Genomic DNA, 25,638 nt, shown 5'->3' with positions numbered 1-25,638 from the left:
AGGTTGGATGGGTGGGGAGGTCGGGGCCTTGCCTTGACTGGGGACAAGATCCTCTTTAGACTCTTGTACCCCTAAATTTGGCGGGAATTCGTTCCTGCCATTTTGCTTTTCTTGCAAGACAATAGCGTCGCAAGACAACAGTGGAGCTAGTAGATGGCAACTATCAACCAGCTGGTACGTCAGCCGCGTAAGCGTATCGTCGAGAAATCCGACGTGCCTGCGCTGCAGAACTGCCCGCAACGTCGTGGCGTATGCACCCGTGTGTATACCACCACGCCGAAAAAACCTAACTCGGCACTGCGTAAAGTATGCCGTGTGCGTCTGACCAACGGTTTCGAGGTTTCCTCGTACATCGGCGGTGAAGGCCACAACCTGCAAGAGCACAGCGTGGTACTGATCCGCGGCGGTCGTGTAAAAGACTTGCCGGGTGTTCGTTACCACACCGTACGCGGTTCTTTGGATACTTCCGGCGTTAAAGGTCGTAACCAGGGTCGTTCGAAGTACGGTACCAAGAAGCCTAAGTAGTAGCGGCTTTTTGTAAAAACTGATTTTCTATTTTTCTGAGTCGATAAGAGTAAGGTCGGAGGCGTCCCGTAAGGGCACCGATTCCGAGCGAACCTGAAGACCGTTTGAGGGCTTATCCATGCCAAGAAGACGCGTAGCAGCCAAGCGCGAAGTGCTTGACGATCCAAAATACGGCAGCCAGATCCTGGCCAAGTTCATGAACCACGTGATGGAAAGCGGCAAGAAAGCCGTTGCCGAGCGTATCGTTTATGGCGCGCTGGAAAAAGTTAAAGAACGCAAGAACAGCGATCCCCTGGAAATCTTCGAGAAAGCTCTCGACGCCATCGCTCCGCTGGTCGAAGTAAAGTCGCGCCGTGTAGGCGGTGCTACTTACCAGGTTCCGGTCGAAGTTCGTCCGTCCCGTCGTAACGCTCTGGCAATGCGCTGGTTGGTAGACTTCGCCCGCAAGCGTGGCGAGAAGTCTATGGCTCTGCGTTTGGCTGGCGAACTGTTGGACGCCGCTGAAGGTAAAGGTGCTGCAGTTAAGAAGCGTGAAGACGTGCACCGTATGGCTGAAGCCAACAAGGCTTTCTCGCACTACCGCTTCTAATTTTAGCGTCACTAATTTTGCGAGGGCTTTATGGCTCGTACAACACCGATTAATCGCTACCGTAACATTGGTATCGTTGCTCACGTGGATGCTGGTAAAACCACCACCACCGAGCGCGTCCTTTTTTACACTGGCAAAAGTCACAAAATGGGCGAGGTGCATGACGGCGCCGCGACCACAGACTGGATGGTGCAGGAGCAGGAGCGTGGTATTACCATTACTTCTGCTGCTATTACCGCCTTCTGGCAGGGTTCCGAGAAGCAGCACAAGGACCAATACCGCTTCAACGTCATCGACACCCCGGGCCACGTTGACTTCACTATTGAAGTTGAACGTTCCCTGCGTGTTCTCGACGGCGCGGTAGTTGTGTTCTGCGGCACCTCGGGTGTTGAGCCTCAGTCGGAAACCGTATGGCGTCAAGCCAACAAGTACGGCGTTCCACGTCTTGTTTACGTAAACAAGATGGACCGTGCTGGTGCGAACTTCCTGCGCGTGATCGGTCAGATCAAGCAGCGTCTGGGTCACACTCCAGTGCCAATCCAGTTGGCTATCGGTTCCGAAGACAACTTCCAGGGTCAGATCGATCTGATGTCCATGGAAGCTGTTTACTGGAATGATGCTGACAAAGGCATGACTCCACGTCGCGAGCCAATCCCTGCTGAACTGCAGGAGCTGGCTAACGAGTGGCGCGGTAACATGATTGAAGCTGCGGCCGAAGCCAGCGAAGAGCTGATGAACAAGTACCTCGAAGGTGAAGAGCTCACCAACGCGGAAATCAAGGCCGCTCTGCGTCAGCGTACTATCGCTGGTGAGATCGTTCTGGCTGTTTGCGGTTCTTCCTTCAAGAACAAGGGTGTTCCCCTGGTTCTCGACGCCGTTATCGACTACCTGCCGGCTCCTACCGACATTCCTGCCATCAAGGGTACTGACCCGGATGACGAGGAAATTCAAATGGAGCGTCATGCAGACGACAGCGAGCCGTTCTCGGCTCTGGCGTTCAAGATCGCTACCGACCCATTCGTGGGTACCTTGACCTTTGTTCGAGTTTACTCGGGCGTGTTGGCCTCCGGCGACGGCGTGATCAACTCGGTTAAAGGCAAGAAAGAGCGTGTGGGTCGTATGGTGCAAATGCACGCAAACGCCCGCGAAGAAATCAAGGAAGTACGCGCTGGTGACATCGCGGCCTTGATCGGCATGAAGGACGTCACCACTGGTGAGACTTTGTGCAACGCTGACAAGCCAATCATCCTGGTTCGCATGGACTTCCCGGAGCCGGTTATTTCGGTTGCCGTAGAGCCTAAGACCAAGGATGACCAGGAAAAAATGGGTATCGCTCTGGGCAAGCTTGCTCAGGAAGATCCATCTTTCCGCGTCAAAACCGATGAAGAGACTGGTCAAACGATCATCTCCGGCATGGGCGAGTTGCACCTGGACATCCTGGTTGACCGGATGCGCCGTGAGTTCAACGTCGAAGCCAACATTGGTAAGCCTCAGGTTTCCTATCGTGAGCGCATCACGAAGAACTGTGAAATCGAAGGCAAATTCGTTCGTCAATCCGGCGGTCGTGGTCAGTTTGGCCATTGCTGGATTCGTTTTGCTCCTGCTGACGAAGGTCAGGAAGGTCTGCAATTCGTGAACGAAGTCGTGGGTGGTGTGGTTCCTAAGGAATACATCCCGGCGATCCAGAAGGGTATCGAAGAGCAGATGAAGAACGGCGTTGTTGCCGGTTATCCGCTGATCGGCCTGAAGGCTACCGTGTTTGATGGTTCTTACCACGACGTCGACTCCAACGAGATGGCGTTTAAAGTGGCTGCTTCCATGGCGACCAAGCAACTGGCCCAGAAGGGCGGTGGTGAGCTGCTTGAGCCGATCATGGCGGTAGAGGTTGTTACGCCTGAAGACTATATGGGTGACGTGATGGGCGACCTTAACCGTCGTCGCGGCATGATTTTGGGTATGGAAGACACGGTCTCCGGCAAAGTAATTCGCGCCGAAGTTCCGCTGGGCGAGATGTTCGGTTATGCGACCGACGTTCGTTCCATGTCCCAGGGTCGCGCAAGCTACTCTATGGAATTCAAAAAATACAATACGGCTCCGTCGCACATCGTCGAAACCGTTACCAAAAAACAAGGCTGATTCAGTCCTTTAGGCAAGGAGTTAATTGTCGTGGCTAAAGAAAAATTTGATCGTTCCCTACCGCACGTCAACGTTGGCACCATCGGTCACGTTGACCACGGTAAAACCACTCTGACTGCTGCTCTGACTCGCGTCTGCTCCGAAGTATTCGGTTCGGCCATCGTTGATTTCGATAAAATCGACAGCGCGCCAGAAGAAAAAGCTCGTGGTATCACCATCAACACCGCACACGTCGAGTACAACTCGAAGATCCGTCACTACGCTCACGTTGACTGCCCAGGTCACGCTGACTATGTGAAGAACATGATCACCGGTGCTGCTCAAATGGACGGCGCTATCCTGGTTTGCTCGGCCGCTGATGGTCCGATGCCACAAACCCGTGAGCACATCCTGCTGTCCCGTCAGGTAGGCGTACCGTACATCGTGGTTTTCCTGAACAAGGCTGACCTGGTAGACGACGCTGAGCTGCTGGAACTGGTTGAGATGGAAGTGCGCGATCTGCTGAGCACTTACGACTTCCCAGGTGATGACACTCCGATCATCATCGGTTCGGCGCGTATGGCGCTGGAAGGCAAAGACGACAACGAAATGGGCACCACTGCCGTTCGTAAACTGGTTGAAACTCTGGACAGCTACATCCCAGAACCAGTTCGTCTGACCGACAAGCCGTTCCTGATGCCAATCGAAGACGTATTCTCGATCTCCGGTCGCGGTACTGTTGTGACTGGTCGTATCGAGCGCGGTATCGTTCGCGTTCAGGATCCACTGGAAATCGTTGGTCTGCGTGACACTACCGTCACCACCTGCACCGGTGTTGAAATGTTCCGCAAGCTGCTCGACGAAGGTCGTGCTGGCGAGAACTGCGGCGTGTTGCTGCGCGGTACCAAGCGTGACGACGTTGAGCGTGGCCAGGTTCTGGTTAAGCCGGGTTCGGTTAAGCCGCACACCAAGTTCACCGCAGAAGTTTACGTTCTGAGCAAGGAAGAAGGCGGCCGTCATACTCCGTTCTTCAAAGGCTACCGTCCACAGTTCTACTTCCGTACTACTGACGTGACCGGTAACTGCGAATTGCCAGAAGGCGTTGAAATGGTAATGCCAGGCGATAACATTCAAATGACTGTTACCCTGATCAAAACCATCGCAATGGAAGACGGTCTGCGCTTCGCTATCCGTGAAGGCGGCCGCACCGTTGGTGCTGGCGTTGTAGCTAAAATCATCGAGTAATTATCTCTTCTGAGATAGCTCGATTTTTTTGAGAAGGCCCCCGCTTAGCGGGGGCCTTTTTTATTGGGTTGACACCTATCTGGGGCGTCTATAGAATTGCGCCTCCTTTTAACGGGCGTATTGCGCTCGGTGGGAATAGCAGCCGGAGTCTGAAATCCAATGCAAAATCAGCAAATCCGTATCAGGTTGAAGGCTTTTGACCATCGCCTGATCGACCAATCCACCCAGGAAATCGTGGAAACCGCGAAACGTACTGGTGCTCAAGTGCGTGGTCCAATTCCACTGCCTACCCGTAAAGAGCGGTTCACCGTTCTGGTCTCCCCGCACGTCAACAAAGACGCGCGTGACCAGTACGAGATCCGTACTCATAAGCGCGTTCTGGACATCGTCCAGCCAACGGATAAAACCGTTGATGCTCTTATGAAGCTTGATCTTGCGGCCGGTGTGGAAGTGCAGATCAGCCTCGGCTAAGACTCGGTCTTAGTCGTGTAACGCTCTGAAATGGGCGGCCATAGCGGGTGAAAGCCCCGTACACTCATGAGGTTTACAACATGACTATTGGTGTAGTCGGTCGTAAATGCGGTATGACCCGTATTTTCACCGAAGAAGGTGTCTCCATTCCGGTCACGGTCATTGAGATCGAACCGAATCGCGTCACCCAGTTCAAAACTGAAGAGACCGATGGCTATCGTGCAGTGCAAGTCACTGTAGGCGAGCGTCGTGCTTCGCGTGTTACAGCTGCTCAAGCTGGCCACTTCGCTAAAGCGAACGTTGCTGCTGGTCGCACCGTAATGGAATTCCGCCTTGAAGAAGGCGAGTACCAGGCCGGCGATCTGATCAACGCTGAAATCTTCGCCGCTGGTCAACTGGTTGATGTAACCGGTCAGTCCAAGGGTAAAGGCTTCCAGGGCACGATCAAGCGTTGGAACTTCCGCGGGCAAGATAATACCCACGGTAACTCCGTGTCCCACCGCGTTCCAGGCTCTATCGGCCAGTGCCAGACTCCTGGTCGTGTATTCAAGGGCAAAAAAATGTCCGGTCATATGGGCGCTGAGCGCGTGACCGTGCAGTCCCTCGAAGTAGTGCGCGTGGACGCTGAACGCAATCTGTTGTTGGTCAAGGGCGCTGTTCCTGGCGCTACTGGCGGCAACTTGGTTGTACGTCCAGCAGCCAAGGCTCGCGGTTAAGGGGAAGCTGACATGCAATTAAATGTAAATGACGCTCAAGCGATCGAAGTTTCCGAACTGACATTTGGCGGCGAATTCAACGAGACGCTGGTTCACCAAGCAGTCGTGGCCTACATGGCCGGCGGCCGTCAGGGTTCCAAGCAGCAAAAGACCCGTTCCGACGTTCGTGGTGGCGGTAAGCGCCCATGGCGCCAGAAAGGTACTGGCCGTGCTCGTGCCGGTACTATCCGTAGCCCAATCTGGCGTGGCGGCGGTACCACTTTCGCAGCTCGTCCTCAGGATCACACCCAGAAGCTGAACAAGAAGATGTATCGCGCAGCAATGCGTTCCATCCTTGCTGAGCTGGTGCGTACTGATCGTCTGGTAGTGGTTCAGGACTTCGCTGTTGATGCACCGAAGACCAAAGATCTGCTGAACAAACTGACTGGCATGGGCTTGACTGACGTCTTGATCGTGTCTGAAGTCGTTGATCAGAACCTGTACCTGGCTGCTCGTAACCTGCCACACGTTGATGTACGTGACGTGCAAGGTTCCGATCCAGTTAGTCTGATCGCATACGACAAGGTGTTGATCACCGTGTCGGCCGTGAAGAAATTCGAGGAGCTGCTGGGATGAACCAGGAACGCGTATTTAAAGTTCTGCTTGGCCCGCACGTTTCCGAGAAGGCTACGGTTCTGGCTGACAAGAAAGGCCAGTTCGTTTTCAAGGTTGCAACTGACGCAACCAAGCTGGAAATCAAGAAGGCCGTCGAAAGCCTGTTCAGCGTGAAAGTAGAGCGTGTTACTACCCTGAATGTTCTGGGTAAGAGCAAGCGCACTGCTCGCGGTCTGGGCAAGCGTAATGACTGGAAGAAGGCAGTTATCTCCCTTCAGCCAGGCCAAGATCTCGATTTCAGCAGCAGTGCTGAGTAAGGAAGGGGTGCATCATGGCAATCGTTAAATGCAAACCGACTTCCCCTGGCCGCCGTTTTGTGGTCAAGGTGGTCAACCAGGAGCTGCATAAAGGCGCTCCTCACGCACCGCTGCTCGAGAAAAAATCGAAGACTGGTGGTCGTAACAACAATGGTCGCATTACCACTCGTCACATCGGTGGTGGCCATAAGCAGCATTATCGTCTGGTCGATTTCCGTCGCAACGACAAAGATGGCATCTCTGCCACTGTCGAGCGTATTGAATACGATCCAAACCGTACTGCTCACATCGCTCTGCTGCTGTACGCAGATGGCGAGCGTCGCTACATCATCGCCCCTAAAGGCGTGAGTGCTGGTGACCAGCTGATCGCAGGTGCTCTGGCACCGATCAAGCCGGGCAACGCTCTGCAACTGCGTAACATTCCAGTTGGTAGCACCGTACACGGCATCGAATTGAAGCCAGGTAAAGGCGCGCAAATCGCTCGTTCCGCTGGTGCTTCGGCTCAGCTGATCGCTCGTGAAGGTGTCTACGTGACCCTGCGTCTGCGTTCTGGTGAGATGCGTAAAGTGCTGGCTGAATGCCGCGCGACCCTGGGTGAAGTCTCGAACTCCGAGCACAGCCTGCGTTCGCTGGGTAAAGCTGGTGCCAAACGCTGGCGTGGCGTTCGCCCAACCGTTCGTGGTGTTGCCATGAACCCGGTTGACCACCCACATGGTGGTGGTGAAGGTCGTACCTCTGGTGGTCGTCATCCGGTATCGCCATGGGGCTTCCCGACTAAGGGCGCGAAGACTCGTGGTAATAAGCGTACCGACAAAATGATCGTCCGTCGTCGCAAGTAAATAGAGGGATACGACAGTGCCACGTTCTCTGAAAAAAGGTCCTTTTATCGATCTTCACCTACTGAAGAAGATCGAAGTGGCGGCGGAAAAGAATGATCGCAAACCGGTGAAAACCTGGTCGCGTCGTTCAATGATCCTGCCACAAATGGTCGGTTTGACCATCGCAGTACACAACGGTCGTCAACACGTCCCAGTTCTCGTTAACGAAGACATGGTCGGCCACAAACTGGGCGAGTTCGCCGGTACCCGCACTTATCGTGGGCACGTGGCAGACAAGAAAGCCAAGCGTTAAGGGGTTAGGAAATGGAAGTAGCCGCTAAGTTGTCGGGCGCTCGAATCTCCGCCCAGAAAGCCCGCTTGGTCGCCGACCAGATCCGCGGGAAGAAGGTGGGCGAAGCGCTCAACTTGTTGGCTTTCAGCAGTAAGAAAGCCGCCGAGATCATGAAGAAAGTGCTGGAGTCGGCCGTAGCCAACGCCGAGCATAACGAAGGCGCAGACGTTGATGACCTTAAGGTCAGCACCGTTTTCGTCAACGAAGGGCGTTCGCTGAAGCGCATCATGCCGCGTGCCAAAGGCCGTGCTGATCGCATCGTCAAGCGGTCTTGCCATATCACTGTCAAGGTTGCTGACAAGTAACGGAGTCGAAGAGATGGGTCAGAAAGTACATCCCATTGGCATTCGCCTGGGAATCGTCAAGGAGCACACCTCCGTCTGGTACGCAGACGGTCGGACTTATGCGGACTATTTGTTCGCTGATCTGAAGGTGCGTGAGTATCTCCAAGACAAACTAAAAAGCGCGTCCGTAAGCCGTATCGATATCCATCGTCCGGCTCAGACTGCACGTATCACCATCCACACCGCTCGTCCAGGTATCGTTATCGGGAAGAAAGGTGAAGATGTTGAGAAACTGCGTCAGGACCTGACCAAGCAAATGGGTGTGCCTGTGCACATCAATATCGAAGAGATCCGCAAGCCGGAGCTCGACGGTATGCTGGTTGCGCAGAGCGTAGCTCAGCAGCTGGAGCGTCGCGTAATGTTCCGTCGCGCTATGAAGCGCGCTGTTCAGAACGCCATGCGCATTGGTGCCAAAGGCATCAAAATCCAAGTGAGCGGTCGTCTCGGCGGTGCTGAAATCGCACGTACTGAATGGTATCGCGAAGGTCGTGTGCCACTGCACACCCTGCGTGCCGACATCGACTATGCCAACTACGAAGCTCACACCACTTACGGTGTGATCGGTGTAAAGGTTTGGATCTTCAAAGGCGAAGTAATTGGTGGTCGCCAAGAAGAACTGAAACCACAAGCACCAGCGCCTCGTAAAAAAGCTGCTAAGTAAGGGGTACGCCAAATGTTGCAACCAAAGCGTACGAAGTTCCGCAAGCAGATGACAGGCCACAACCGTGGTCTGGCTCAGCGCGGTAGCAAAGTCAGCTTCGGCGAGTTCGCGCTGAAGTCTGTAGCTCGTGGTCGTCTCACCGCTCGTCAGATCGAGTCAGCGCGTCGTGCTCTGACCCGTCACGTTAAACGTGGCGGCAAGATCTGGATCCGTGTATTCCCGGACAAGCCTATTTCCAAAAAGCCCCTCGAAGTTCGGATGGGTAAAGGTAAGGGTAGTGTGGAGTACTGGGTTGCCCAGATTCAGCCAGGCAAAGTCCTGTATGAAATCGAGGGTGTTTCTGAAGAGCTGGCGCGTGAGGCTTTTGCCCTGGCTGCTGCAAAGCTGCCGCTCGCCACCGCCTTTGTTAAACGGACGGTGATGTGATGAAAGCGAATGAACTTCGTGAAAAATCCGCACAGCAGCTGAACGAGCAACTGCTCGGCTTGCTGCGCGACCAGTTCAATCTGCGTATGCAGAAAGCAACTGGCCAGTTGGGGCAGTCTCATCTGCTCTCGCAAGTTAAGCGTGACATCGCTCGCGTGAAGACTGTGCTCAACCAGCAGGCAGGTAAGTAATCATGGCTGAAGCCGAAAAAACTGTCCGTACGCTGACTGGCCGTGTTGTCAGCGACAAGATGGACAAAACCATCACCGTACTGATCGAGCGTCGCGTAAAGCACCCGATCTACGGTAAATACGTTAAGCGTTCGACTAAGCTGCACGCGCACGACGAAACCAATCAGTGCCACATCGGCGACAAAGTCACTATTCGTGAAACTCGTCCTTTGGCCAAGACCAAGTCTTGGGCGCTGGTTGATGTTCTCGAACGCGCTGTGGAAGTCTAAGGACTAGGGGTCGGAGAAATTATATGATTCAGACTCAATCCATGCTCGATGTGGCCGATAACAGCGGCGCTCGCCGTGTTATGTGCATCAAGGTGCTGGGTGGCTCCCATCGTCGTTACGCTGGTATCGGTGACATCATCAAAGTTACCGTGAAGGAAGCAATTCCTCGCGGTAAAGTGAAAAAAGGCCAAGTGATGACTGCTGTTGTAGTCCGCACTCGTCACGGCGTACGTCGTGCTGATGGCTCCATTATCCGCTTTGATGGCAACGCTGCTGTTCTTCTGAACAACAAGCAAGAGCCGATCGGCACCCGTATCTTTGGGCCAGTGACCCGTGAACTTCGTACTGAGAAGTTCATGAAGATCGTCTCGCTCGCCCCAGAAGTGCTGTAAGGAGATCCGACATGCAAAAGATTCGTCGTGACGACGAGATCATCGTGATCGCCGGCAAAGACAAAGGTAAGCGCGGTAAGGTGCTTAAGGTTCTCGCTAACAACCGTCTGGTTATTGGTGGTCTGAACCTGGTCAAGCGTCATACCAAGCCTAACCCGATGTCGGGCGTACAAGGCGGTATCGTCGAAAAAGAAGCTCCACTGGACGCTTCTAACGTCGCCATTTTCAACGGCGAAACCAACAAGGCTGACCGCGTTGGTTTCAAAGTAGAAGACGGCAAGAAAATTCGTGTCTTCAAGTCGACCCAAAAAGCGGTTGATGCTTGAACACTGCTAGGTAGAAGACCATGGCACGACTAAAAGAGATTTACTGGAAGGAAATCGCACCGAAACTTAAGGAAGAACTTAAGCTTTCGAACGTGATGGAAGTTCCACGCGTTACAAAAATCACCCTGAACATGGGTCTGGGCGAAGCGGTCGGTGACAAAAAAGTCATCGAGCACGCTGTTGCCGACCTGGAAAAGATCACCGGCCAGAAAGTCGTTGTGACCTACGCTCGGAAATCCATCGCTGGCTTTAAAGTCCGTGAAGGTTGGCCGATCGGCGTCAAAGTGACCCTGCGCCGTGAGCGTATGTACGAGTTCCTGGATCGTCTGCTGTCGATCTCCCTGCCTCGGGTTCGCGACTTCCGCGGCCTGAATGCCAAGTCCTTCGATGGTCGTGGTAACTACAGCATGGGCGTTAAAGAGCAGATCATCTTCCCGGAAATCGACTACGACAAGATCGATGCTCTCCGCGGTCTGGACATTACCCTGACCACCACTGCCAAGAACGATGATGAAGGTCGCGCCCTGCTGCGCGCTTTCAAATTCCCGTTCCGCAACTGATTGGAGTAGGAAAATGGCCAAGATGAGCATGAAAAACCGCGAGCTGAAGCGTCAGCTCACGGTTGCCAAGTACGCCAAAAAGCGTGCAGCACTGAAAGCTATCATCGTAGATCTGAACGCAAGTCCAGAAGCACGTTGGGAAGCTACAGTAGCTCTGCAGAAGCAGCCACGTGACGCAAGCGCCTCGCGCATGCGTAACCGCTGCCGCCTGACCGGTCGTCCACACGGCGTTTACCGCAAGTTCGGCCTCGGCCGTAACAAGCTGCGTGAAGCTGCAATGCGTGGTGACGTGCCTGGTCTGGTTAAAGCCAGCTGGTAAGCACTATCAAAGTCTCGGTGTCCGGGATCGCAAGATCCTGACCACCGGTGACCTTGAACTTGAATCAAGCCCCTTTTGGGGCTTGATTCATTTGTGGGGTGTGTCTAGAATACCCGGCTCGCCTGAGCCCGTGCTTTTTCCGCATGGATGAGCTCGGCGACACGTAGTAGCCGCAAGGCTAATTTTTTTGTATTAGGAGCGTCTAGCCCATGAGTATGCAGGACCCGTTAGCGGACATGCTAACTCGAATCCGTAATGCCCAGATGGCTGAAAAGTCCGTCGTAAGCATGCCATCTTCTACTTTGAAGGTAGCTGTTGCCAAAGTCCTGAAGGACGAAGGTTACATTGCGGGTTATCAGATCAGCAGCGAAATCAAACCACTGCTGTCCATCGAGCTGAAGTACTTCGAAGGCCGTCCGGTCATCGAGGAAGTGAAGCGCGTTAGCCGTCCAGGCCTGCGTCAGTACAAGTCCGTCGATGATCTGCCAAAAGTTCGTGGCGGTCTCGGTGTGTCTATCGTCTCCACCAACAAAGGTGTGATGACGGATCGTGCTGCGCGCGCTGCCGGTGTCGGCGGCGAAGTTCTTTGCACTGTGTTCTAAGGGGGGATAAGCATGTCACGCGTCGCTAAGAACCCCGTTAAGCTGCCAGCCGGTGTCGAAGTCAAATTCGCAGGCCAACAGCTTTCGGTGAAGGGTGCCAAGGGCACTCTCGAACTGAACATCCATTCGTCCGTTGAGATCGTTGAAGAAGCTGGTGAGCTGCGTTTCGCTGCTCGCAATGGCGATCAACAAACTCGCGCAATGGCTGGTACCACTCGTGCGTTGGTAAACAACATGGTCCAAGGCGTAAGCCAAGGCTTCGAGCGCAAGCTCCAGCTGGTCGGTGTTGGTTACAAAGCGCAAGCAAAAGGCACAGTGCTGAACCTGGCTCTTGGCTTCTCGCACCCAGTGGATTATGAACTGCCGGAAGGCATCACCGCTGAGACTCCTAGCCAGACCGATATCCTGATCAAGGGCATCGATAAGCAGCTGGTAGGTCAAGTGGCCGCCGAGATCCGCGACTTCCGTCCACCAGAGCCGTACAAAGGCAAAGGTGTGCGCTACGCGGACGAAGTCGTCCGTCGTAAAGAAGCCAAGAAGAAGTAGGGCATAGCAAATGACCGACAAAAAAGTTACTCGACTGCGTCGCGCTCGCAAAGCACGCCTGAAAATGCACGAACTCGAAGTCGTGCGTCTCTGCGTGTTCCGCTCGTCGCAGCACATCTACGCCCAGGTCATTTCGGCCGACGGCAACAAAGTCCTGGCATCTGCCTCGACTTTGGATAAAGAACTGCGTGATGGCGCCACTGGCAACATCGACGCGGCCACTAAGGTTGGCCAGCTGGTCGCTACGCGTGCTAAAGCCGCTGGCGTCTCGCAGGTGGCTTTCGACCGCTCTGGCTTCAAGTACCACGGTCGCGTCAAGGCGCTGGCTGATGCTGCTCGTGAAGCTGGGCTGGAGTTCTAAGTTATGTCAAATAACGACCAAAAGCGCGACGAAGGCTACATCGAGAAGCTGGTTCAAGTTAACCGCGTAGCCAAAACCGTTAAAGGCGGCCGTATCTTCACTTTCACCGCGTTGACCGTGGTTGGTGATGGTAAAGGGCGTGTTGGCTTCGGCCGTGGCAAGTCGCGTGAAGTGCCTGCTGCGATCCAGAAGGCAATGGAAGCTGCTCGCCGCAACATGATCCAAGTTGATCTGAACGGTACTACTCTGCAGTACGCAATGAAGTCCGGTCACGGCGCTTCGAAGGTGTACATGCAGCCTGCTTCTGAAGGTACCGGTATCATCGCTGGCGGCGCTATGCGTGCTGTCCTCGAAGTTGCTGGCGTTCAGAACGTTCTGGCCAAGTGCTACGGCTCGACTAACCCGGTAAACGTGGTTCACGCCACTTTCAAAGGTTTGAAAGCTATGCAGTCTCCTGAATCCATTGCCGCCAAGCGTGGCAAAAGCGTCAAGGAGATCTTCTGATCATGGCTACCGTTAAAGTTACGCTGATCAAAAGCATGACCGGCCGTATCCCTAACCACAAACTGTGCGTTAAGGGTCTGGGTCTGCGTCGCATCGGTCACACTGTAGAAGTACTTGATACTCCCGAGAATCGCGGGATGATCAACAAGGCTTACTACATGCTGCGTGTCGAGGGTTAATCGATGAAACTCAATGATCTGAGTCCAGCGCCGGGTTCCCGTCGCGAAAAGCATCGTCCGGGCCGTGGTATCGGTAGTGGTTTGGGCAAGACCGGTGGCCGTGGCCACAAAGGTCAGTCCTCCCGCTCCGGTGGCACCATTGCTCCAGGCTTTGAAGGCGGTCAACAGCCGCTGCATCGTCGCCTGCCGAAGTTCGGTTTCGTTTCCCTGAAAGCCATGGACCGCGCAGAAGTGCGTCTGTCCGAGCTGGCTAAAGTGGAAGGCGACATCGTCACCGTGCAGTCCCTGAAAGATGCCAACGTGATCAACGTCAACGTTCAGCGTGTGAAAATCATGCTGTCCGGCGAAGTTACTCGCGCTGTCACCATCGGAAAGGGAATCGGCGCCACCAAAGGTGCGCGTGCGGCTATCGAAGCAGCTGGCGGCAAGTTCGAGGAATAAATGGCTAAGCAAGGTGCTCTCTCTGCGCTCGGCAAAGGCGGTATGTCTGAACTCTGGGCTCGTCTGCGTTTTCTGTTCCTGGCGATTATCGTCTACCGAATAGGCGCACACATCCCGGTTCCAGGTATCAACCCGGACCGACTCGCGGACCTGTTTCGACAGAATGAGGGGACCATTCTTAGCTTGTTCAACATGTTTTCCGGCGGCGCGCTGGAACGGATGAGCATCTTTGCGCTGGGGATCATGCCGTACATTTCGGCATCGATCATCATGCAACTGATGACCGCCGTCAGCCCGCAGCTGGAACAGTTGAAGAAGGAAGGTGAAGCTGGCCGTCGCAAGATCAGCCAGTACACCCGCTACGGCACTGTCGTCCTCGCTCTCGTTCAGGCAATTGGCATGTCCATTGGTCTGGCGGGGCAGGGCGTTGCGTTCACTGGTGACTTTGGCTTCCATTTCGTCGCGGTATCCACTTTTGTGGCTGGTGCGATGTTCATGATGTGGCTGGGTGAGCAGATTACTGAGCGTGGTGTTGGCAACGGTATCTCGATGTTGATTTTTTCGGGTATCGTCGCCGGTCTTCCGAGAGCGATCGGGCAGTCTTTCGAGTCTGCACGTCAGGGTGATATCAACATCTTCGCCCTGGTTGCCATCGGTTTGCTGGCAGTAGCGATTATCGGTTTCGTGGTGTTCATTGAGCGTGGTCAGCGTCGTATTGCTGTTCACTACGCCAAGCGTCAGCAGGGCCGTAAGGTCTTTGCTGCGCAGACTAGCCACTTGCCGCTGAAGGTGAACATGGCCGGTGTTATTCCGGCCATTTTCGCGAGCAGCATTTTGCTGTTCCCGGCTTCGTTGGGTGCCTGGTTTGGTCAGTCTGAAGGTATGGGCTGGTTGCAGGACATCTCGCAGTCGATCGCTCCTGGTCAGCCGTTGAATATTCTGCTGTTTAGTGCAGGGATTATTTTCTTCTGCTTCTTCTATACGGCGTTGATGTTCAATCCGAAAGACGTAGCGGAAAACCTGAAGAAGTCCGGTGCCTTTATTCCGGGCATCCGTCCAGGTGAGCAGTCTGCGCGCTACATTGATGGCGTTCTGACCCGCTTGACCATGTTCGGTGCTCTTTACATGACGGCCGTCTGCTTGTTGCCCCAGTTCCTGGTGGTTGCAGCAAACGTACCGTTCTACCTTGGCGGGACCTCGTTGCTGATCGTCGTCGTGGTTGTGATGGACTTCATGTCCCAAGTACAATCGCACCTCGTTTCGCACCAGTACGAATCCCTGATGAAGAAAGCCAACCTGAAGGGTTACGGCAGCGGCATGTTGCGCTGAGTACCCATAAGGTTCGAGGAGTTGGTGATGAAAGTTCGTGCATCGGTGAAAAAGCTGTGCCGTAACTGCAAAATTATTCGCCGCGAAGGTGTTGTTCGAGTAATTTGCAGCGCGGAACCGCGTCACAAACAGCGCCAAGGCTGAGTGTGATTGTGCTTCAAGCCCGGTAGCTAGTGCGCTACCGGGTTGATTATTTGTTATTACAGCGATATTATCTCGCGCCCTATTTCTTGGCTTCCGGGGCGTAGGTAGCTGTCAATTGGAGTCCCACTGAATGGCCCGTATTGCAGGCGTTAACATTCCAGATAACAAGCATACTGTTATCTCGCTGACCTACATCTATGGTGTTGGTCGCACTACTGCACAGAAGATCTGTGCAGTGACTGGGGTAAACCCAGCCGCAAAGATCAAAGATCTGAGCGACGAGCAGATTGAACAGCTGCGTGGCGAAGTGGCGAAGTTCACCACTGAAGGTGACCTGCGTCGCGAAATCAACATGAAAATCAAGCGTTTGATGGACCTCGGTTGCTATCGCGGTCTGCGTCATCGTCGTGGTCTTCCAGTGCGCGGTCAGCGTACCAAGACTAACGCGCGTACCCGTAAAGGTCCGCGTAAGCCGATCCGCAAGTAATCGCCCCCGCGAATCGACAGGAAAATTATCATGGCAAAACCTGCTGCTCGTCCTCGTAAAAAAGTTAAAAAGACAGTGGTTGATGGCATCGCCCACATCCATGCATCTTTTAACAACACAATCGTGACCATCACCGACCGTCAAGGCAACGCTCTTTCCTGGGCTACCTCCGGTGGTTCGGGTTTCCGCGGTTCCCGCAAGTCCACCCCGTTTGCTGCTCAAGTAGCTGCTGAACGTGCTGGTCAAGCTGCGCTGGAATACGGTCTGAAAAACCTCGACGTTAACGTCAAAGGTCCAGGCCCAGGTCGTGAATCTGCAGTCCGCGCTTTGAACGGCTGTGGCTACAAGATCGCCAGCATCACCGACGTGACGCCAATCCCGCACAACGGGTGCCGTCCGCCGAAGAAGCGCCGCGTGTAATCCAGGAGATTGTAAAGAATGGCTCGTTACATTGGTCCAAAATGCAAACTCGCTCGTCGCGAAGGCACCGATCTCTTTCTGAAGAGCGGCGTGCGCGCGATCGAATCGAAGTGCAACATTGAAGCAGCACCTGGTATCCACGGCCAACGCCGCGGTCGCCAGTCCGATTACGGCACCCAACTGCGTGAAAAGCAGAAGGTCCGTCGTATTTACGGCGTTCTCGAGCGTCAATTCAGCGGCTACTACAAAGAAGCTGCTGGCAAGAAAGGTGCAACCGGTGAAAACCTGCTGCAACTGCTCGAATGCCGTCTGGACAACGTTGTATACCGTATGGGCTTTGGTTCGACTCGTGCCGAATCCCGTCAGCTGGTATCGCACAAATCCGTCAGCGTTAACGGTCAGACCGTAAACGTACCGTCCTACCAGGTTCGTGCTGGTGACGTGGTCGCGATTCGCGAGAAAGCAAAGAACCAACTTCGCATTGTCCAAGCTCTCGATCTGTGTGCCCAACGTGGCCGCGTAGAATGGGTAGAAGTAGACACTGAGAAGAAGTCGGGCGTTTTCAAGAACGTTCCAGCTCGCAGTGATCTGTCCGCCGACATCAACGAAAGCCTGATTGTCGAGCTCTACTCCAAGTAAGGGCTAGAAAATAGGTGCATCCATGCAGATTTCGGTAAATGAGTTCCTGACACCCCGCCACATTGATGTGCAGGTTGTCAGTCCAACCCGCGCCAAGATCACTCTCGAGCCTCTCGAGCGTGGTTTCGGCCACACCCTGGGCAACGCGCTGCGACGCATCCTGTTGTCCTCAATGCCCGGCTGTGCAGTAGTCGAGGCCGAGATTGACGGTGTACTCCATGAGTACAGCGCCATCGAAGGCGTACAGGAAGACGTAATTGAAATCCTGTTGAACCTTAAAGGTCTGGCTATCAAGCTGCACGGTCGTGACGAAGTTACGCTGACCTTGTCGAAGAAGGGTTCGGGGGTGGTTACCGCTGCCGATATTCAGCTGGATCATGATGTCGAGATCGTTAACCCCGATCACGTAATCGCTAACCTGGCGTCTAACGGCGCCCTGAACATGAAGCTCACCGTAGCTCGTGGTCGTGGTTATGAACCGGCAGACTCGCGTCAGAGCGATGAAGACGAAAGCCGCAGCATCGGTCGCTTGCAGCTTGACTCTTCGTTCAGCCCGGTTCGCCGTATCGCATACGTGGTGGAAAACGCCCGTGTCGAACAGCGTACTAACCTGGACAAGCTGGTTATTGATCTGGAAACCAACGGTACTCTGGATCCTGAAGAGGCTATCCGCCGCGCTGCAACCATTCTGCAACAGCAGTTGGCTGCGTTCGTCGATCTCAAAGGTGACAGTGAGCCAGTGGTTGTCGAGCAGGAAGACGAGATCGATCCGATCCTGCTTCGCCCGGTTGACGATCTGGAACTGACTGTACGTTCGGCTAACTGCCTTAAGGCGGAAAACATCTACTACATCGGTGACCTGATTCAGCGTACCGAAGTAGAGCTGTTGAAGACTCCGAACCTTGGCAAGAAATCCTTGACTGAAATCAAGGACGTTCTGGCCTCCCGCGGTCTGTCCCTCGGCATGCGCCTCGACAACTGGCCGCCTGCAAGTCTTAAGAAGGACGACAAGGCGACTGCCTGATCGTCGTAATCACCGAACGTCGTGTTTGGTAAGGAATGAACCATGCGTCATCGTAAAAGTGGTCGTCACCTGAGCCGCACTAGCTCGCACCGCAAGGCCATGTTTCAAAACATGGCAGTGTCGCTGTTCGAGCACGAGCTGATCAAAACTACACTGCCGAAAGCTAAAGAACTGCGTCGCGTTGCTGAGCCGCTGATCACTTTGGCCAAGACAGACAGCCTGGCTAACCGCCGCCTGGCTTTCGACCGTACTCGTTCGAAAGCTATCGTTGGTAAGCTCTTCAACGATCTGGGCAAGCGTTACGCTACCCGTGAGGGTGGCTACCTGCGCATCCTCAAGTGCGGCTTCCGCACTGGCGACAACGCGCCTATGGCGTACGTCGAGTTGGTTGATCGTGCTACTGCCGGCGAAGCTGTATCCGCCGAGTAAGACGTCAGTCTGAAACGAAAAACCGGGCCTAGCGCCCGGTTTTTTGTGCGCGTTCGAAAAGTGCTGCGAGCGTTAGTTATTTTCTATCGCTACTGAAAGGTTAATGAATTTGTAGGTGTAACGTTGGTGATCAATACTCCTCCTCAGCCGATTAGCCGGCAGTTATAGACTGACAAAGGAAGAGATCGCATGAGCCAAAGTAAAACGCTTACCACCGCCAGTGGCGCTCCTGTCGCCGATAACCAGAATTCCCGTTCCGCCGGCCCTCGCGGCCCGCTGCTGCTCGACGATTTTCACCTGATCGAGAAGCTTGCCCACTTCAATCGTGAAAACATCCCGGAGCGCCGTGTACACGCCAAGGGTTCGGGTGCCTACGGTACATTCACCGTCACGCGTGACATCACCCAGTACACCAGCGCCAAACTGTTCGAGTCCGTCGGCAAGCAAACCCCAACGTTCCTGCGGTTTTCCACCGTCGGCGGTGAGCGCGGTTCGGCCGATACCGAGCGCGATCCGCGTGGCTTCGCTCTGAAGTTCTATACCGAAGAAGGCAATTGGGACATCGTTGGCAACAATACGCCCGTGTTCTTCATTCGCGATCCTTTGAAATTCCCGGACTTCATCCACACCCAAAAGCGCCTGCCGCAAAGCAACCTGAAAAGTGCGCAGATGATGTGGGACTTCTGGTCGCATTCACCCGAGGCGCTGCACCAGGTCACCATCCTGTTCTCGGATCGCGGCATTCCTGACGGCTACCGTCACATGCATGGCTTCGGCAGCCACACCTACAGCCTGATCAACGCCAATGGCGAGCGGCATTGGGTGAAGTGGCACTACAAAACCAAACAAGGAATCAAAAACCTAGCCCCGGCAGAAGCTGCGCGCCTTGCTGGTACCGATCCGGATTACGCCCAGCGCGATCTGTTCGGCGCGATCGAGCGTGGTGACTTCCCGAAATGGCGCGTCTGCGTACAAATCATGTCGGAAGCTCAAGCTGCGGCGCACTACGAGAACCCGTTCGATGTCACTAAAACCTGGTCGCAGAAAGAGTTTCCACTGATCGAAGTCGGTGAACTGGAGCTCAATCGCAATCCGCTGAACTACTTTGCTGAAGTCGAGCAGGCGGCGTTCGGTCCGAGCAACATGGTGCCAGGTGTTGGTCTGTCGCCTGACCGCATGCTACAAGGTCGCGTATTCGCTTACGCGGATGCGCACCGCTACCGTATTGGCACCAATCACCAACAACTGCCGGTGAATGCGCCTCGCAGCCCGGTGAACAGCTACCAGCGCGATGGTTCGATGGCGTTTGGCAGCAACGGCGGTGCGGCACCTAACTATGAGCCGAACAGCTATGTTGAGTCGCCGAAGCAAGCACCGCGCTATGCAGAGCCGCCATTGGCGCTTGGTGGTGCGGCTGATCGCTACGATCACCGCGAAGATACCGATTACTACAGCCACGCCGGTGCGTTGTTCCGTTTGATGAGCGATGAGCAGAAAGCGCTGCTGGTCAACAACATTGCCGGCGCAATGGCCGGGGTTTCCAGCGATGTGGTTGACCGTCAATTGCAGCATTTCTACAAAGCCGATCCTGCGTATGGAGAAGCAATCGCAAAGCTGCTCAACGTACAGCTTAACGAAGTCTAAATGAGAAGCAGAACCGCCCTCCATTGGGCGGTTTTTGCGTTATTTAAACTACTTTTCTCAGAATATCTTCGCTTTTATCGCGCAAACGGAGTGACCAATCAGTCGTCGTGGTTCAAACTACAGACTTTCAAGCAGGGAGATGTAGGGCGATGCAAGGCCACCCAGACGTAATCGATTACCTCAACACGTTGCTGACCGGCGAACTGGCGGCGCGTGATCAATATTTCGTCCATTCGCGGATGTATGAGGACTGGGGTTTCACCAAGCTCTACGAACGTATCAACCACGAGATGGAAGAAGAAGCCGGGCATGCTGATGCCCTGATGCGTCGAATTCTGATGCTCGAAGGCACGCCTCGTATGCGTCCGGACGACCTTGATGTCGGCACCACCGTGCCGGACATGCTCGCCGCCGACCTGCGACTTGAATACAAAGTTCGCGCTGCATTGTGCAAAGGCATCAAGCTCTGCGAGCAGCACAAGGACTATGTCAGCCGCGAAATGCTGCGGGTTCAATTGCATGACACCGAAGAAGACCACACCTACTGGCTAGAAAAGCAGCTGGGCTTGATCAAGCTGATCGGTCTGGAAAACTACCTGCAATCGCACGCTTGATTCCACTCGATACAAAAAAGCCCCTGTCACCGATAAAGTGACAGGGGCTTTTTCGTGGGCAGGATTCAGGCCCTGTCGCGAGCCAGCAGCGGCTTGAGGTAGAAGCCGGTGTGAGACTGCTTCATCTCGGACACTTCTTCCGGAGTACCGACGGCAATGATCTGCCCGCCCTTGGAACCGCCCTCTGGACCTAGGTCCACCAACCAGTCAGCGGTCTTTATCACGTCGAGGTTATGCTCGATCACCACCACGGTGTTGCCGTGGTCACGCAGTCGATGCAATACATCGAGCAGTTGCTGGATGTCCGCGAAATGCAGACCAGTGGTTGGCTCATCGAGGATATACAGGGTCTTGCCGGTATCTCGCTTGGACAGTTCGCGGGACAGTTTCACCCTTTGCGCCTCACCACCGGACAGCGTCGTCGCCGATTGCCCCAGCTTGATGTACGACAAGCCAACATCCATCAGCGTCTGAAGCTTGCGTGCCAGCGCTGGAACCGCGTCGAAGAACACCCGGGCTTCCTCGATCGTCATCTCGAGGGTTTCGTGGATGCTCTTGCCCTTGTATTTGATCTCAAGGGTTTCACGGTTGTATCGCTTGCTCTTGCAGACGTCACAAGGGACATAGATGTCGGGCAGGAAGTGCATTTCCACCTTGATCAAGCCGTCGCCCTGGCAGGCTTCGCAACGTCCGCCCTTGACGTTGAAGGAGAAACGTCCTGGGCCATAACCCCGTGAGCGAGATTCCGGCACGCCGGCGAACAGCTCGCGAATCGGTGTGAACAGCCCGGTATAGGTGGCGGGGTTGGAGCGCGGTGTGCGGCCGATAGGGCTTTGGTCGATATCGACAACCTTGTCCAGATGCTCCAGGCCCTTGATGCTGTCGTGCGCGGCAGCTTCCAGCGTCGTAGCACCATTGAGGGCCGTAGCGCTCAAAGGAAACAGCGTATTGTTGATCAGCGTCGACTTGCCGGAGCCGGACACGCCGGTCACGCAGGTCAGCAGACCGATCGGAATGTCCAGGTCGACATTGCGCAAGTTGTTACCGCGAGCCCCCTTGAGCGACAGCGACAACTTCTTGTTGCGTGGTGTGCGATTGGCCGGAACGGCGATCTTCACCCGCCCCGACAAATACTTGCCGGTCAACGAATCAGGGTGAGCCATGACCTCGGCCGGTGTACCTTCGGCAACAATATGCCCGCCGTGTATGCCAGCACCCGGACCGATATCCACAACGTAATCCGCCAGTCGAATCGCGTCTTCGTCGTGCTCGACCACAATCACCGTGTTGCCGATGTCGCGCAGGTGCTTGAGGGTCCCCAGCAATCGATCGTTGTCCCGTTGGTGCAGACCAATCGACGGTTCGTCGAGGATGTACAGAACGCCCACAAGGCCGGCGCCGATCTGGCTGGCCAGACGAATCCGCTGAGCTTCACCACCGGACAAGGTGTCGGCACTGCGATCCAGCGATAAGTAGTCGAGGCCCACGTTGACCAGGAACTGCAGACGCTCGCGGATTTCCTTCAGGATCTTGTCGGCGATTTCTCCGCGACGGCCAGTCAGTTTTAGCACGCCGAAATATTCACAGGCGTCGCCAATCGGCAGATTGGTCACTGCTGGCAGCGTCTTCTCACCCACCCAAACGTGCCGCGCCTCGCGACGCAGGCGCGTACCACGGCAATCCGGACATGGCTGGGTGCTGAGGAACTTGGCCAGCTCTTCACGCACCGAAGCGGACTCGGTTTCGCGATAGCGGCGTTCAAGGTTCGGCACGATGCCTTCGAACGGGTGTGAGCGTTTAACAATGTCGCCACGGTCGTTCAGGTATTTGAAATCGACGTTCTGCGAGCCGCTGCCATGCAGGATGAATTTCTGCTGATCGGCCGGCAGTTCGTTGAATGGCACTTCGAGGCTGAATTTGTAGTGGGACGCTAACGACCCGAGCATCTGGAAGTAATAGACGTTGCGCCTGTCCCAGCCACGAATCGCGCCCTCGGCCAGTGTCAGCTCGCCGTTCACCAGGCGCTTGATATCGAAAAACTGCTTCACGCCCAGGCCATCGCAAGTCGGGCATGCGCCGGCCGGGTTGTTGAAGGAGAACAGCTTGGGTTCCAGTTCACTGATGGCATGGCCGCAGATTGGGCAAGCGAAGCGGGCGGAGAAGATCATCTCTTCACCCGGCTCGTCGTCCATCGGTGCAACCAGTGCAATGCCGTCAGCCAGTTTCAGTGCGGTCTCGAACGACTCAGCCAGGCGCTGTTGCAGGTCGGCGCGAACCTTGAAGCGATCGACCACGACATCGATCGTGTGCTTCTTCTGTTTATCCAGCTTCGGCAACTCGTCCAGCTCGCACAGCCGGCCGTTGACCCGTGCCCGTACGAAACCTTGCGCGCGCAATTCTTCGAAGACCGACAGATGTTCGCCTTTGCGCTCGCGGATCACCGGCGCCAGCAGCATCAGTTTGCTGCCCTCCGGTTGGGCAAGGACCAGGTCGACCATCTGGCTGACGGTCTGCGCTTCCAGCGGAATGTCGTGATCCGGGCAGCGTGGAATACCCACGCGCGCATACAGCAGGCGCAGGTAGTCGTAGATTTCGGTGATGGTGCCCACCGTCGATCGCGGGTTGTGCGAGGTCGATTTTTGTTCGATGGAAATAGCCGGCGACAAACCTTCGATGGTGTCGACGTCAGGTTTTTCCATCATCGACAAAAACTGTCGGGCGTAGGCCGACAACGATTCGACGTAGCGGCGCTGGCCTTCGGCGTACAGCGTGTCGAACGCCAGGGACGATTTGCCCGATCCGGACAAGCCGGTGATGACGATCAGTTTGTCCCGGGGCAGGGTCAGGTCGATGTTCTTCAGGTTGTGGGTCCGGGCCCCACGAATCAGGATCTTGTCCAAAGTGGCCTCGCTTGGCGGGCGTCGAAAACGTAGGAGTATACGGCCAAATACTGGATGGATGCACACTGTCAAACGAGTGGGTGATTGTCTTACATGAAGAGTCTGTCAGCCGAACGCGTCAAAGCGTCGCGATATACCCTGTCATTCGATGGGACTGGTAGAATCGCGGCCGGTTCACATGAGGTTTTTCCATGCACGATCCCCACAGCGAACGCATGAGTGGCAGTGAGACCCGCGCAGCAAGCGGTCTGGCCCTGGTGTTCGCCTTCCGTATGCTTGGCATGTTCATGGTGTTGCCGGTACTGGCGACCTATGGGATGGATCTGGCAGGCGCAACACCGGCCCTCATCGGGCTGGCGATCGGCGCTTACGGCCTGACCCAGGCAATCTTCCAGATTCCGTTCGGCATCATTTCCGACCGTATTGGTCGTCGTCCGGTGATTTACCTTGGGCTGATCGTCTTCGCCCTGGGTAGCGTGCTGGCGGCCAATGCCGATTCGATCTGGGGCGTTATCGCCGGACGAATCCTGCAAGGCGCGGGGGCGATTTCTGCCGCCGTCATGGCGTTGTTGTCAGACCTGACTCGCGAACAGCATCGGACCAAAGCCATGGCTATGATCGGCATGACGATTGGTCTCTCGTTCGCCGTCGCCATGGTGGTCGGGCCGTTGCTGACCCGTGCGTTCGGCCTGTCCGGACTGTTCCTCGCTACGGGCGGCATGGCGCTGTTCGGCATCGTCATCGTGATGTTCATGGTGCCGAAATCCACCGGGCCGTTGCAGCACCGCGAGTCGGGTGTCGCGCGTCAGGCGCTGATTCCGACACTCAAGCACCCGGACCTGTTGCGCCTGGACCTCGGCATTTTTGTGTTGCACGCGATGTTGATGTCGAGCTTCGTTGCATTGCCTTTGGCACTGGTCGAAAAAGCCGGTCTGCCTAAAGAGCAGCACTGGTGGGTGTACCTGACCGCGCTGCTGATTTCCTTCTTCGCCATGATCCCGTTCATTATCTACGGCGAGAAGAAACGCAAAATGAAACGAGTTTTACTCGGCGCCGTCGTGACGTTGATGCTCACTGAGCTATTCTTCTGGCAGTTCGGCGATAGCTTGCGGGCTCTGGTGGTCGGGACGGTGGTGTTTTTCACCGCGTTCAATCTGCTGGAAGCTTCGTTGCCTTCGCTGATCAGCAAGGTTTCACCAGCAGGTGGCAAGGGCACGGCGATGGGGGTTTATTCCACCAGCCAATTCCTCGGTTCGGCACTCGGCGGTATCCTCGGCGGCTGGATGTATCAGCATGGCGGTCTGTCGGTTGTGTTCCTTGGATGCGCCGGTCTGGCTGCCCTCTGGCTGGCCTTTGCTGTTACCATGCGCGAACCTCCCTACGTGACGAGTCTGCGCTTGCCGTTGTCGCCCGAGGCGATCCGCGAAGCGGGTCTGGTTGAGCGCCTGAAGGCCGTCGTAGGGGTAACAGATGCAGTGATCGTCGCAGACGAAGCGGCGATTTACATCAAATTGGACACCGAACTATTGGATCGCACCACCCTCGAGCGCCTGGTGAACAACCCGCCCGAGGCAGCGTGCGTAGCCTAGGAGAACGTTATGGCCCGTGGGGTTAACAAAGTCATATTGGTCGGCACTTGCGGCCAGGATCCCGAAGTTCGCTACTTGCCTAACGGTAACGCCGTGACCAACCTGAGTCTGGCGACCAGCGAACAATGGACCGACAAGCAAACCGGTCAGAAGGTCGAGAAGACCGAATGGCACCGTGTTTCGATGTTCGGCAAGGTTGCCGAAATCGCCGGCGAATACCTGCGTAAAGGTTCGCAGGTGTACATCGAAGGCAAGCTGCAGACCCGCGAGTGGGAAAAAGACGGTATCAAGCGTTACACCACTGAAATCGTGGTCGACATGCAAGGCACCATGCAATTGCTGGGCGGCCGTCCACAACAGGGCGACCAACAAGGCGGGGGCAATAACTACCAGCAGTCCGCCCCGGCTCCACGTCAGCAGGCTCCGCGTCCGCAGCAGTCGGCTCCGCAACAGTCACGTCCGGCTCCACAGCAGCAGGCCGCACCTCAGCCAGCTCCGGATTTCGACAGCTTTGATGACGATATCCCGTTCTGACGTATAGCTTTTTACTCGTGTA

At 55.3% G+C, this 25,638-nt stretch carries 37 protein-coding genes; 36 read left to right on the top strand and 1 reads right to left on the bottom strand.

The genetic code is table 11. From position 1 onward, the window contains the following. Nucleotides 1-153 precede the first annotated feature (153 nt). From rpsL to bfr, 34 genes are all read left to right on the top strand, one after another. Entirely contained in the window at nt 154-525 is a 372-nt protein-coding gene (gene rpsL, locus AC3ISI_RS26065) for a 30S ribosomal protein S12 (RefSeq protein WP_002555494.1), read from the top strand. Between the two features lie 118 nt (nt 526-643). Beyond that, the gene (gene rpsG, locus AC3ISI_RS26060; RefSeq protein WP_002555493.1) at nt 644-1,114 is read left to right on the top strand and encodes a 30S ribosomal protein S7; all 471 of its coding nucleotides are present in this window, start codon (nt 644-646) and stop codon (nt 1,112-1,114) included. Nucleotides 1,115-1,144: 30 nt separating this feature from the next. Further along, nucleotides 1,145-3,250: an elongation factor G gene (gene fusA / locus AC3ISI_RS26055; protein ID WP_489334406.1), complete on the top strand. Its 2,106-nt coding sequence runs from the start codon at nt 1,145-1,147 to the stop codon at nt 3,248-3,250. Nucleotides 3,251-3,280: 30 nt separating this feature from the next. Beyond that, complete coding sequence (tuf, locus tag AC3ISI_RS26050) at nt 3,281-4,474, top strand: elongation factor Tu (protein ID WP_027924378.1); 1,194 nt, start codon at nt 3,281-3,283, stop codon at nt 4,472-4,474. A 159-nt stretch (nt 4,475-4,633) separates the two neighbouring features. Further along, nucleotides 4,634-4,945, top strand: coding sequence for a 30S ribosomal protein S10 (gene rpsJ / locus AC3ISI_RS26045; RefSeq protein ID WP_003186070.1), 312 nt, complete (start codon nt 4,634-4,636; stop codon nt 4,943-4,945). 80 nt (nt 4,946-5,025) lie between these two features. Continuing rightward, nucleotides 5,026-5,661 (top strand): 50S ribosomal protein L3, encoded by a 636-nt coding sequence (gene rplC / locus AC3ISI_RS26040; protein ID WP_003186059.1) that lies wholly within the window; start codon nt 5,026-5,028, stop codon nt 5,659-5,661. Nucleotides 5,662-5,673: 12 nt separating this feature from the next. After that, nucleotides 5,674-6,276 carry a 50S ribosomal protein L4 gene (gene rplD / locus AC3ISI_RS26035; protein ID WP_007896707.1) on the top strand — a complete coding sequence of 201 codons (603 nt, stop codon included), beginning with the start codon at nt 5,674-5,676 and terminating at the stop codon, nt 6,274-6,276. Further along, nucleotides 6,273-6,572 (top strand): 50S ribosomal protein L23, encoded by a 300-nt coding sequence (gene rplW, locus AC3ISI_RS26030; protein ID WP_002555488.1) that lies wholly within the window; start codon nt 6,273-6,275, stop codon nt 6,570-6,572. Before rplD ends, rplW begins: the two co-directional genes overlap by 4 nt. Before the next feature lie 14 nt (nt 6,573-6,586). Continuing rightward, complete coding sequence (gene rplB / locus AC3ISI_RS26025) at nt 6,587-7,411, top strand: 50S ribosomal protein L2 (RefSeq protein ID WP_003176423.1); 825 nt, start codon at nt 6,587-6,589, stop codon at nt 7,409-7,411. 16 nt (nt 7,412-7,427) lie between these two features. Next, nucleotides 7,428-7,703: a 30S ribosomal protein S19 gene (rpsS, locus tag AC3ISI_RS26020; protein WP_002555486.1), complete on the top strand. Its 276-nt coding sequence runs from the start codon at nt 7,428-7,430 to the stop codon at nt 7,701-7,703. An 11-nt stretch (nt 7,704-7,714) separates the two neighbouring features. Further along, complete coding sequence (rplV, locus tag AC3ISI_RS26015) at nt 7,715-8,047, top strand: 50S ribosomal protein L22 (RefSeq protein ID WP_003103908.1); 333 nt, start codon at nt 7,715-7,717, stop codon at nt 8,045-8,047. 13 nt (nt 8,048-8,060) lie between these two features. After that, complete coding sequence (rpsC, locus tag AC3ISI_RS26010; protein WP_003176422.1) at nt 8,061-8,747, top strand: 30S ribosomal protein S3; 687 nt, start codon at nt 8,061-8,063, stop codon at nt 8,745-8,747. 12 nt (nt 8,748-8,759) lie between these two features. Beyond that, nucleotides 8,760-9,173 (top strand): 50S ribosomal protein L16, encoded by a 414-nt coding sequence (gene rplP / locus AC3ISI_RS26005; protein WP_007896757.1) that lies wholly within the window; start codon nt 8,760-8,762, stop codon nt 9,171-9,173. Next, nucleotides 9,173-9,364: a 50S ribosomal protein L29 gene (gene rpmC / locus AC3ISI_RS26000; RefSeq protein WP_002555481.1), complete on the top strand. Its 192-nt coding sequence runs from the start codon at nt 9,173-9,175 to the stop codon at nt 9,362-9,364. Before rplP ends, rpmC begins: the two co-directional genes overlap by 1 nt. A gap of 2 nt (nt 9,365-9,366) precedes the next feature. Continuing rightward, nucleotides 9,367-9,633 (top strand): 30S ribosomal protein S17, encoded by a 267-nt coding sequence (rpsQ, locus tag AC3ISI_RS25995; RefSeq protein ID WP_003176419.1) that lies wholly within the window; start codon nt 9,367-9,369, stop codon nt 9,631-9,633. A 23-nt stretch (nt 9,634-9,656) separates the two neighbouring features. Continuing rightward, the gene (gene rplN, locus AC3ISI_RS25990) at nt 9,657-10,025 is read left to right on the top strand and encodes a 50S ribosomal protein L14 (protein WP_002555479.1); all 369 of its coding nucleotides are present in this window, start codon (nt 9,657-9,659) and stop codon (nt 10,023-10,025) included. A gap of 11 nt (nt 10,026-10,036) precedes the next feature. Continuing rightward, nucleotides 10,037-10,351 carry a 50S ribosomal protein L24 gene (gene rplX / locus AC3ISI_RS25985; protein ID WP_003176416.1) on the top strand — a complete coding sequence of 105 codons (315 nt, stop codon included), beginning with the start codon at nt 10,037-10,039 and terminating at the stop codon, nt 10,349-10,351. A gap of 20 nt (nt 10,352-10,371) precedes the next feature. After that, a complete protein-coding gene (gene rplE, locus AC3ISI_RS25980; RefSeq protein WP_003176415.1) occupies nt 10,372-10,911 on the top strand; it encodes a 50S ribosomal protein L5 in 540 nt (179 codons plus the stop codon). Between the two features lie 13 nt (nt 10,912-10,924). Continuing rightward, nucleotides 10,925-11,230, top strand: coding sequence for a 30S ribosomal protein S14 (gene rpsN / locus AC3ISI_RS25975; RefSeq protein WP_003176414.1), 306 nt, complete (start codon nt 10,925-10,927; stop codon nt 11,228-11,230). A 209-nt stretch (nt 11,231-11,439) separates the two neighbouring features. Next, a complete protein-coding gene (rpsH, locus tag AC3ISI_RS25970; protein ID WP_003186040.1) occupies nt 11,440-11,832 on the top strand; it encodes a 30S ribosomal protein S8 in 393 nt (130 codons plus the stop codon). Between the two features lie 12 nt (nt 11,833-11,844). Then, a complete protein-coding gene (gene rplF / locus AC3ISI_RS25965; RefSeq protein WP_003176412.1) occupies nt 11,845-12,378 on the top strand; it encodes a 50S ribosomal protein L6 in 534 nt (177 codons plus the stop codon). Between the two features lie 10 nt (nt 12,379-12,388). Further along, a complete protein-coding gene (rplR, locus tag AC3ISI_RS25960; RefSeq protein WP_003186037.1) occupies nt 12,389-12,739 on the top strand; it encodes a 50S ribosomal protein L18 in 351 nt (116 codons plus the stop codon). 3 nt (nt 12,740-12,742) lie between these two features. Next, nucleotides 12,743-13,243, top strand: a complete 501-nt coding sequence (gene rpsE, locus AC3ISI_RS25955; RefSeq protein ID WP_007943782.1) for a 30S ribosomal protein S5 — start codon at nt 12,743-12,745, stop codon at nt 13,241-13,243. 2 nt (nt 13,244-13,245) lie between these two features. Beyond that, nucleotides 13,246-13,422, top strand: a complete 177-nt coding sequence (gene rpmD / locus AC3ISI_RS25950; RefSeq protein ID WP_003186033.1) for a 50S ribosomal protein L30 — start codon at nt 13,246-13,248, stop codon at nt 13,420-13,422. Nucleotides 13,423-13,425: 3 nt separating this feature from the next. Further along, the gene (gene rplO, locus AC3ISI_RS25945) at nt 13,426-13,863 is read left to right on the top strand and encodes a 50S ribosomal protein L15 (protein WP_007896782.1); all 438 of its coding nucleotides are present in this window, start codon (nt 13,426-13,428) and stop codon (nt 13,861-13,863) included. Then, nucleotides 13,864-15,192, top strand: coding sequence for a preprotein translocase subunit SecY (secY, locus tag AC3ISI_RS25940; protein WP_003228718.1), 1,329 nt, complete (start codon nt 13,864-13,866; stop codon nt 15,190-15,192). It abuts the gene before it with no gap. A 27-nt stretch (nt 15,193-15,219) separates the two neighbouring features. Beyond that, on the top strand, nt 15,220-15,336 hold the full coding sequence (gene rpmJ, locus AC3ISI_RS25935) for a 50S ribosomal protein L36 (protein ID WP_002555468.1): 117 nt from the start codon (nt 15,220-15,222) through the stop codon (nt 15,334-15,336). A 130-nt stretch (nt 15,337-15,466) separates the two neighbouring features. Continuing rightward, the gene (rpsM, locus tag AC3ISI_RS25930) at nt 15,467-15,823 is read left to right on the top strand and encodes a 30S ribosomal protein S13 (RefSeq protein WP_003186020.1); all 357 of its coding nucleotides are present in this window, start codon (nt 15,467-15,469) and stop codon (nt 15,821-15,823) included. A gap of 30 nt (nt 15,824-15,853) precedes the next feature. After that, nucleotides 15,854-16,243, top strand: coding sequence for a 30S ribosomal protein S11 (gene rpsK, locus AC3ISI_RS25925; protein ID WP_002555466.1), 390 nt, complete (start codon nt 15,854-15,856; stop codon nt 16,241-16,243). An 18-nt stretch (nt 16,244-16,261) separates the two neighbouring features. Beyond that, nucleotides 16,262-16,882 (top strand): 30S ribosomal protein S4, encoded by a 621-nt coding sequence (gene rpsD, locus AC3ISI_RS25920; protein ID WP_003210056.1) that lies wholly within the window; start codon nt 16,262-16,264, stop codon nt 16,880-16,882. 22 nt (nt 16,883-16,904) lie between these two features. Beyond that, the gene (locus AC3ISI_RS25915; protein ID WP_003186012.1) at nt 16,905-17,906 is read left to right on the top strand and encodes a DNA-directed RNA polymerase subunit alpha; all 1,002 of its coding nucleotides are present in this window, start codon (nt 16,905-16,907) and stop codon (nt 17,904-17,906) included. Nucleotides 17,907-17,948: 42 nt separating this feature from the next. Continuing rightward, nucleotides 17,949-18,335, top strand: coding sequence for a 50S ribosomal protein L17 (gene rplQ / locus AC3ISI_RS25910; RefSeq protein WP_007918448.1), 387 nt, complete (start codon nt 17,949-17,951; stop codon nt 18,333-18,335). A gap of 189 nt (nt 18,336-18,524) precedes the next feature. Further along, nucleotides 18,525-19,979, top strand: a complete 1,455-nt coding sequence (locus tag AC3ISI_RS25905) for a catalase (RefSeq protein WP_489334405.1) — start codon at nt 18,525-18,527, stop codon at nt 19,977-19,979. Between the two features lie 149 nt (nt 19,980-20,128). Then, a complete protein-coding gene (bfr, locus tag AC3ISI_RS25900; protein ID WP_489334404.1) occupies nt 20,129-20,593 on the top strand; it encodes a bacterioferritin in 465 nt (154 codons plus the stop codon). A 65-nt stretch (nt 20,594-20,658) separates the two neighbouring features. Here bfr and uvrA read toward each other — a convergent pair whose 3' ends face one another. Further along, nucleotides 20,659-23,493 carry an excinuclease ABC subunit UvrA gene (uvrA, locus tag AC3ISI_RS25895; protein WP_489334402.1) on the bottom strand — a complete coding sequence of 945 codons (2,835 nt, stop codon included), beginning with the start codon at nt 23,491-23,493 and terminating at the stop codon, nt 20,659-20,661. 191 nt (nt 23,494-23,684) lie between these two features. Between uvrA and AC3ISI_RS25890 the strand changes: the two genes are divergently transcribed. Both AC3ISI_RS25890 and AC3ISI_RS25885 read left to right on the top strand, forming a co-directional pair. Next, nucleotides 23,685-25,082 carry an MFS transporter gene (locus AC3ISI_RS25890; protein WP_489334401.1) on the top strand — a complete coding sequence of 466 codons (1,398 nt, stop codon included), beginning with the start codon at nt 23,685-23,687 and terminating at the stop codon, nt 25,080-25,082. A 9-nt stretch (nt 25,083-25,091) separates the two neighbouring features. Further along, complete coding sequence (locus AC3ISI_RS25885; RefSeq protein WP_007896798.1) at nt 25,092-25,616, top strand: single-stranded DNA-binding protein; 525 nt, start codon at nt 25,092-25,094, stop codon at nt 25,614-25,616. Nucleotides 25,617-25,638: the final 22 nt, after the last annotated feature.

The sequence above is a fragment of the Pseudomonas sp. GL_139_B genome, from assembly GCF_057834475.1.
The sequence above is the reverse complement of the archived record's forward strand: the minus strand, read 5'-3'. Positions and strand labels throughout refer to the sequence as shown.

Coding starts and splice junctions, on each gene's coding strand:
- rplB (WP_003176423.1), top strand. CDS start 6,587: ATGGCAATCGTTAAATGCAAACCGACTTCCCCTGGCCGCCGTTTTGTG.
- rplV (WP_003103908.1), top strand. CDS start 7,715: ATGGAAGTAGCCGCTAAGTTGTCGGGCGCTCGAATCTCCGCCCAGAAA.
- rpsL (WP_002555494.1), top strand. CDS start 154: ATGGCAACTATCAACCAGCTGGTACGTCAGCCGCGTAAGCGTATCGTC.
- rpsG (WP_002555493.1), top strand. CDS start 644: ATGCCAAGAAGACGCGTAGCAGCCAAGCGCGAAGTGCTTGACGATCCA.
- rpsD (WP_003210056.1), top strand. CDS start 16,262: ATGGCTCGTTACATTGGTCCAAAATGCAAACTCGCTCGTCGCGAAGGC.
- rplQ (WP_007918448.1), top strand. CDS start 17,949: ATGCGTCATCGTAAAAGTGGTCGTCACCTGAGCCGCACTAGCTCGCAC.
- rplE (WP_003176415.1), top strand. CDS start 10,372: ATGGCACGACTAAAAGAGATTTACTGGAAGGAAATCGCACCGAAACTT.
- AC3ISI_RS25915 (WP_003186012.1), top strand. CDS start 16,905: ATGCAGATTTCGGTAAATGAGTTCCTGACACCCCGCCACATTGATGTG.
- AC3ISI_RS25885 (WP_007896798.1), top strand. CDS start 25,092: ATGGCCCGTGGGGTTAACAAAGTCATATTGGTCGGCACTTGCGGCCAG.
- AC3ISI_RS25905 (WP_489334405.1), top strand. CDS start 18,525: ATGAGCCAAAGTAAAACGCTTACCACCGCCAGTGGCGCTCCTGTCGCC.
- rpsH (WP_003186040.1), top strand. CDS start 11,440: ATGAGTATGCAGGACCCGTTAGCGGACATGCTAACTCGAATCCGTAAT.
- rpsC (WP_003176422.1), top strand. CDS start 8,061: ATGGGTCAGAAAGTACATCCCATTGGCATTCGCCTGGGAATCGTCAAG.
- AC3ISI_RS25890 (WP_489334401.1), top strand. CDS start 23,685: ATGCACGATCCCCACAGCGAACGCATGAGTGGCAGTGAGACCCGCGCA.
- bfr (WP_489334404.1), top strand. CDS start 20,129: ATGCAAGGCCACCCAGACGTAATCGATTACCTCAACACGTTGCTGACC.
- rplW (WP_002555488.1), top strand. CDS start 6,273: ATGAACCAGGAACGCGTATTTAAAGTTCTGCTTGGCCCGCACGTTTCC.
- rpmD (WP_003186033.1), top strand. CDS start 13,246: ATGGCTACCGTTAAAGTTACGCTGATCAAAAGCATGACCGGCCGTATC.
- rplO (WP_007896782.1), top strand. CDS start 13,426: ATGAAACTCAATGATCTGAGTCCAGCGCCGGGTTCCCGTCGCGAAAAG.
- rplR (WP_003186037.1), top strand. CDS start 12,389: ATGACCGACAAAAAAGTTACTCGACTGCGTCGCGCTCGCAAAGCACGC.
- rpmJ (WP_002555468.1), top strand. CDS start 15,220: ATGAAAGTTCGTGCATCGGTGAAAAAGCTGTGCCGTAACTGCAAAATT.
- rpsM (WP_003186020.1), top strand. CDS start 15,467: ATGGCCCGTATTGCAGGCGTTAACATTCCAGATAACAAGCATACTGTT.
- rplF (WP_003176412.1), top strand. CDS start 11,845: ATGTCACGCGTCGCTAAGAACCCCGTTAAGCTGCCAGCCGGTGTCGAA.
- rpsN (WP_003176414.1), top strand. CDS start 10,925: ATGGCCAAGATGAGCATGAAAAACCGCGAGCTGAAGCGTCAGCTCACG.
- rplN (WP_002555479.1), top strand. CDS start 9,657: ATGATTCAGACTCAATCCATGCTCGATGTGGCCGATAACAGCGGCGCT.
- rpsK (WP_002555466.1), top strand. CDS start 15,854: ATGGCAAAACCTGCTGCTCGTCCTCGTAAAAAAGTTAAAAAGACAGTG.
- rplC (WP_003186059.1), top strand. CDS start 5,026: ATGACTATTGGTGTAGTCGGTCGTAAATGCGGTATGACCCGTATTTTC.
- rplP (WP_007896757.1), top strand. CDS start 8,760: ATGTTGCAACCAAAGCGTACGAAGTTCCGCAAGCAGATGACAGGCCAC.
- secY (WP_003228718.1), top strand. CDS start 13,864: ATGGCTAAGCAAGGTGCTCTCTCTGCGCTCGGCAAAGGCGGTATGTCT.
- fusA (WP_489334406.1), top strand. CDS start 1,145: ATGGCTCGTACAACACCGATTAATCGCTACCGTAACATTGGTATCGTT.
- rplX (WP_003176416.1), top strand. CDS start 10,037: ATGCAAAAGATTCGTCGTGACGACGAGATCATCGTGATCGCCGGCAAA.
- rpsJ (WP_003186070.1), top strand. CDS start 4,634: ATGCAAAATCAGCAAATCCGTATCAGGTTGAAGGCTTTTGACCATCGC.
- rpmC (WP_002555481.1), top strand. CDS start 9,173: ATGAAAGCGAATGAACTTCGTGAAAAATCCGCACAGCAGCTGAACGAG.
- rpsE (WP_007943782.1), top strand. CDS start 12,743: ATGTCAAATAACGACCAAAAGCGCGACGAAGGCTACATCGAGAAGCTG.
- rpsQ (WP_003176419.1), top strand. CDS start 9,367: ATGGCTGAAGCCGAAAAAACTGTCCGTACGCTGACTGGCCGTGTTGTC.
- rplD (WP_007896707.1), top strand. CDS start 5,674: ATGCAATTAAATGTAAATGACGCTCAAGCGATCGAAGTTTCCGAACTG.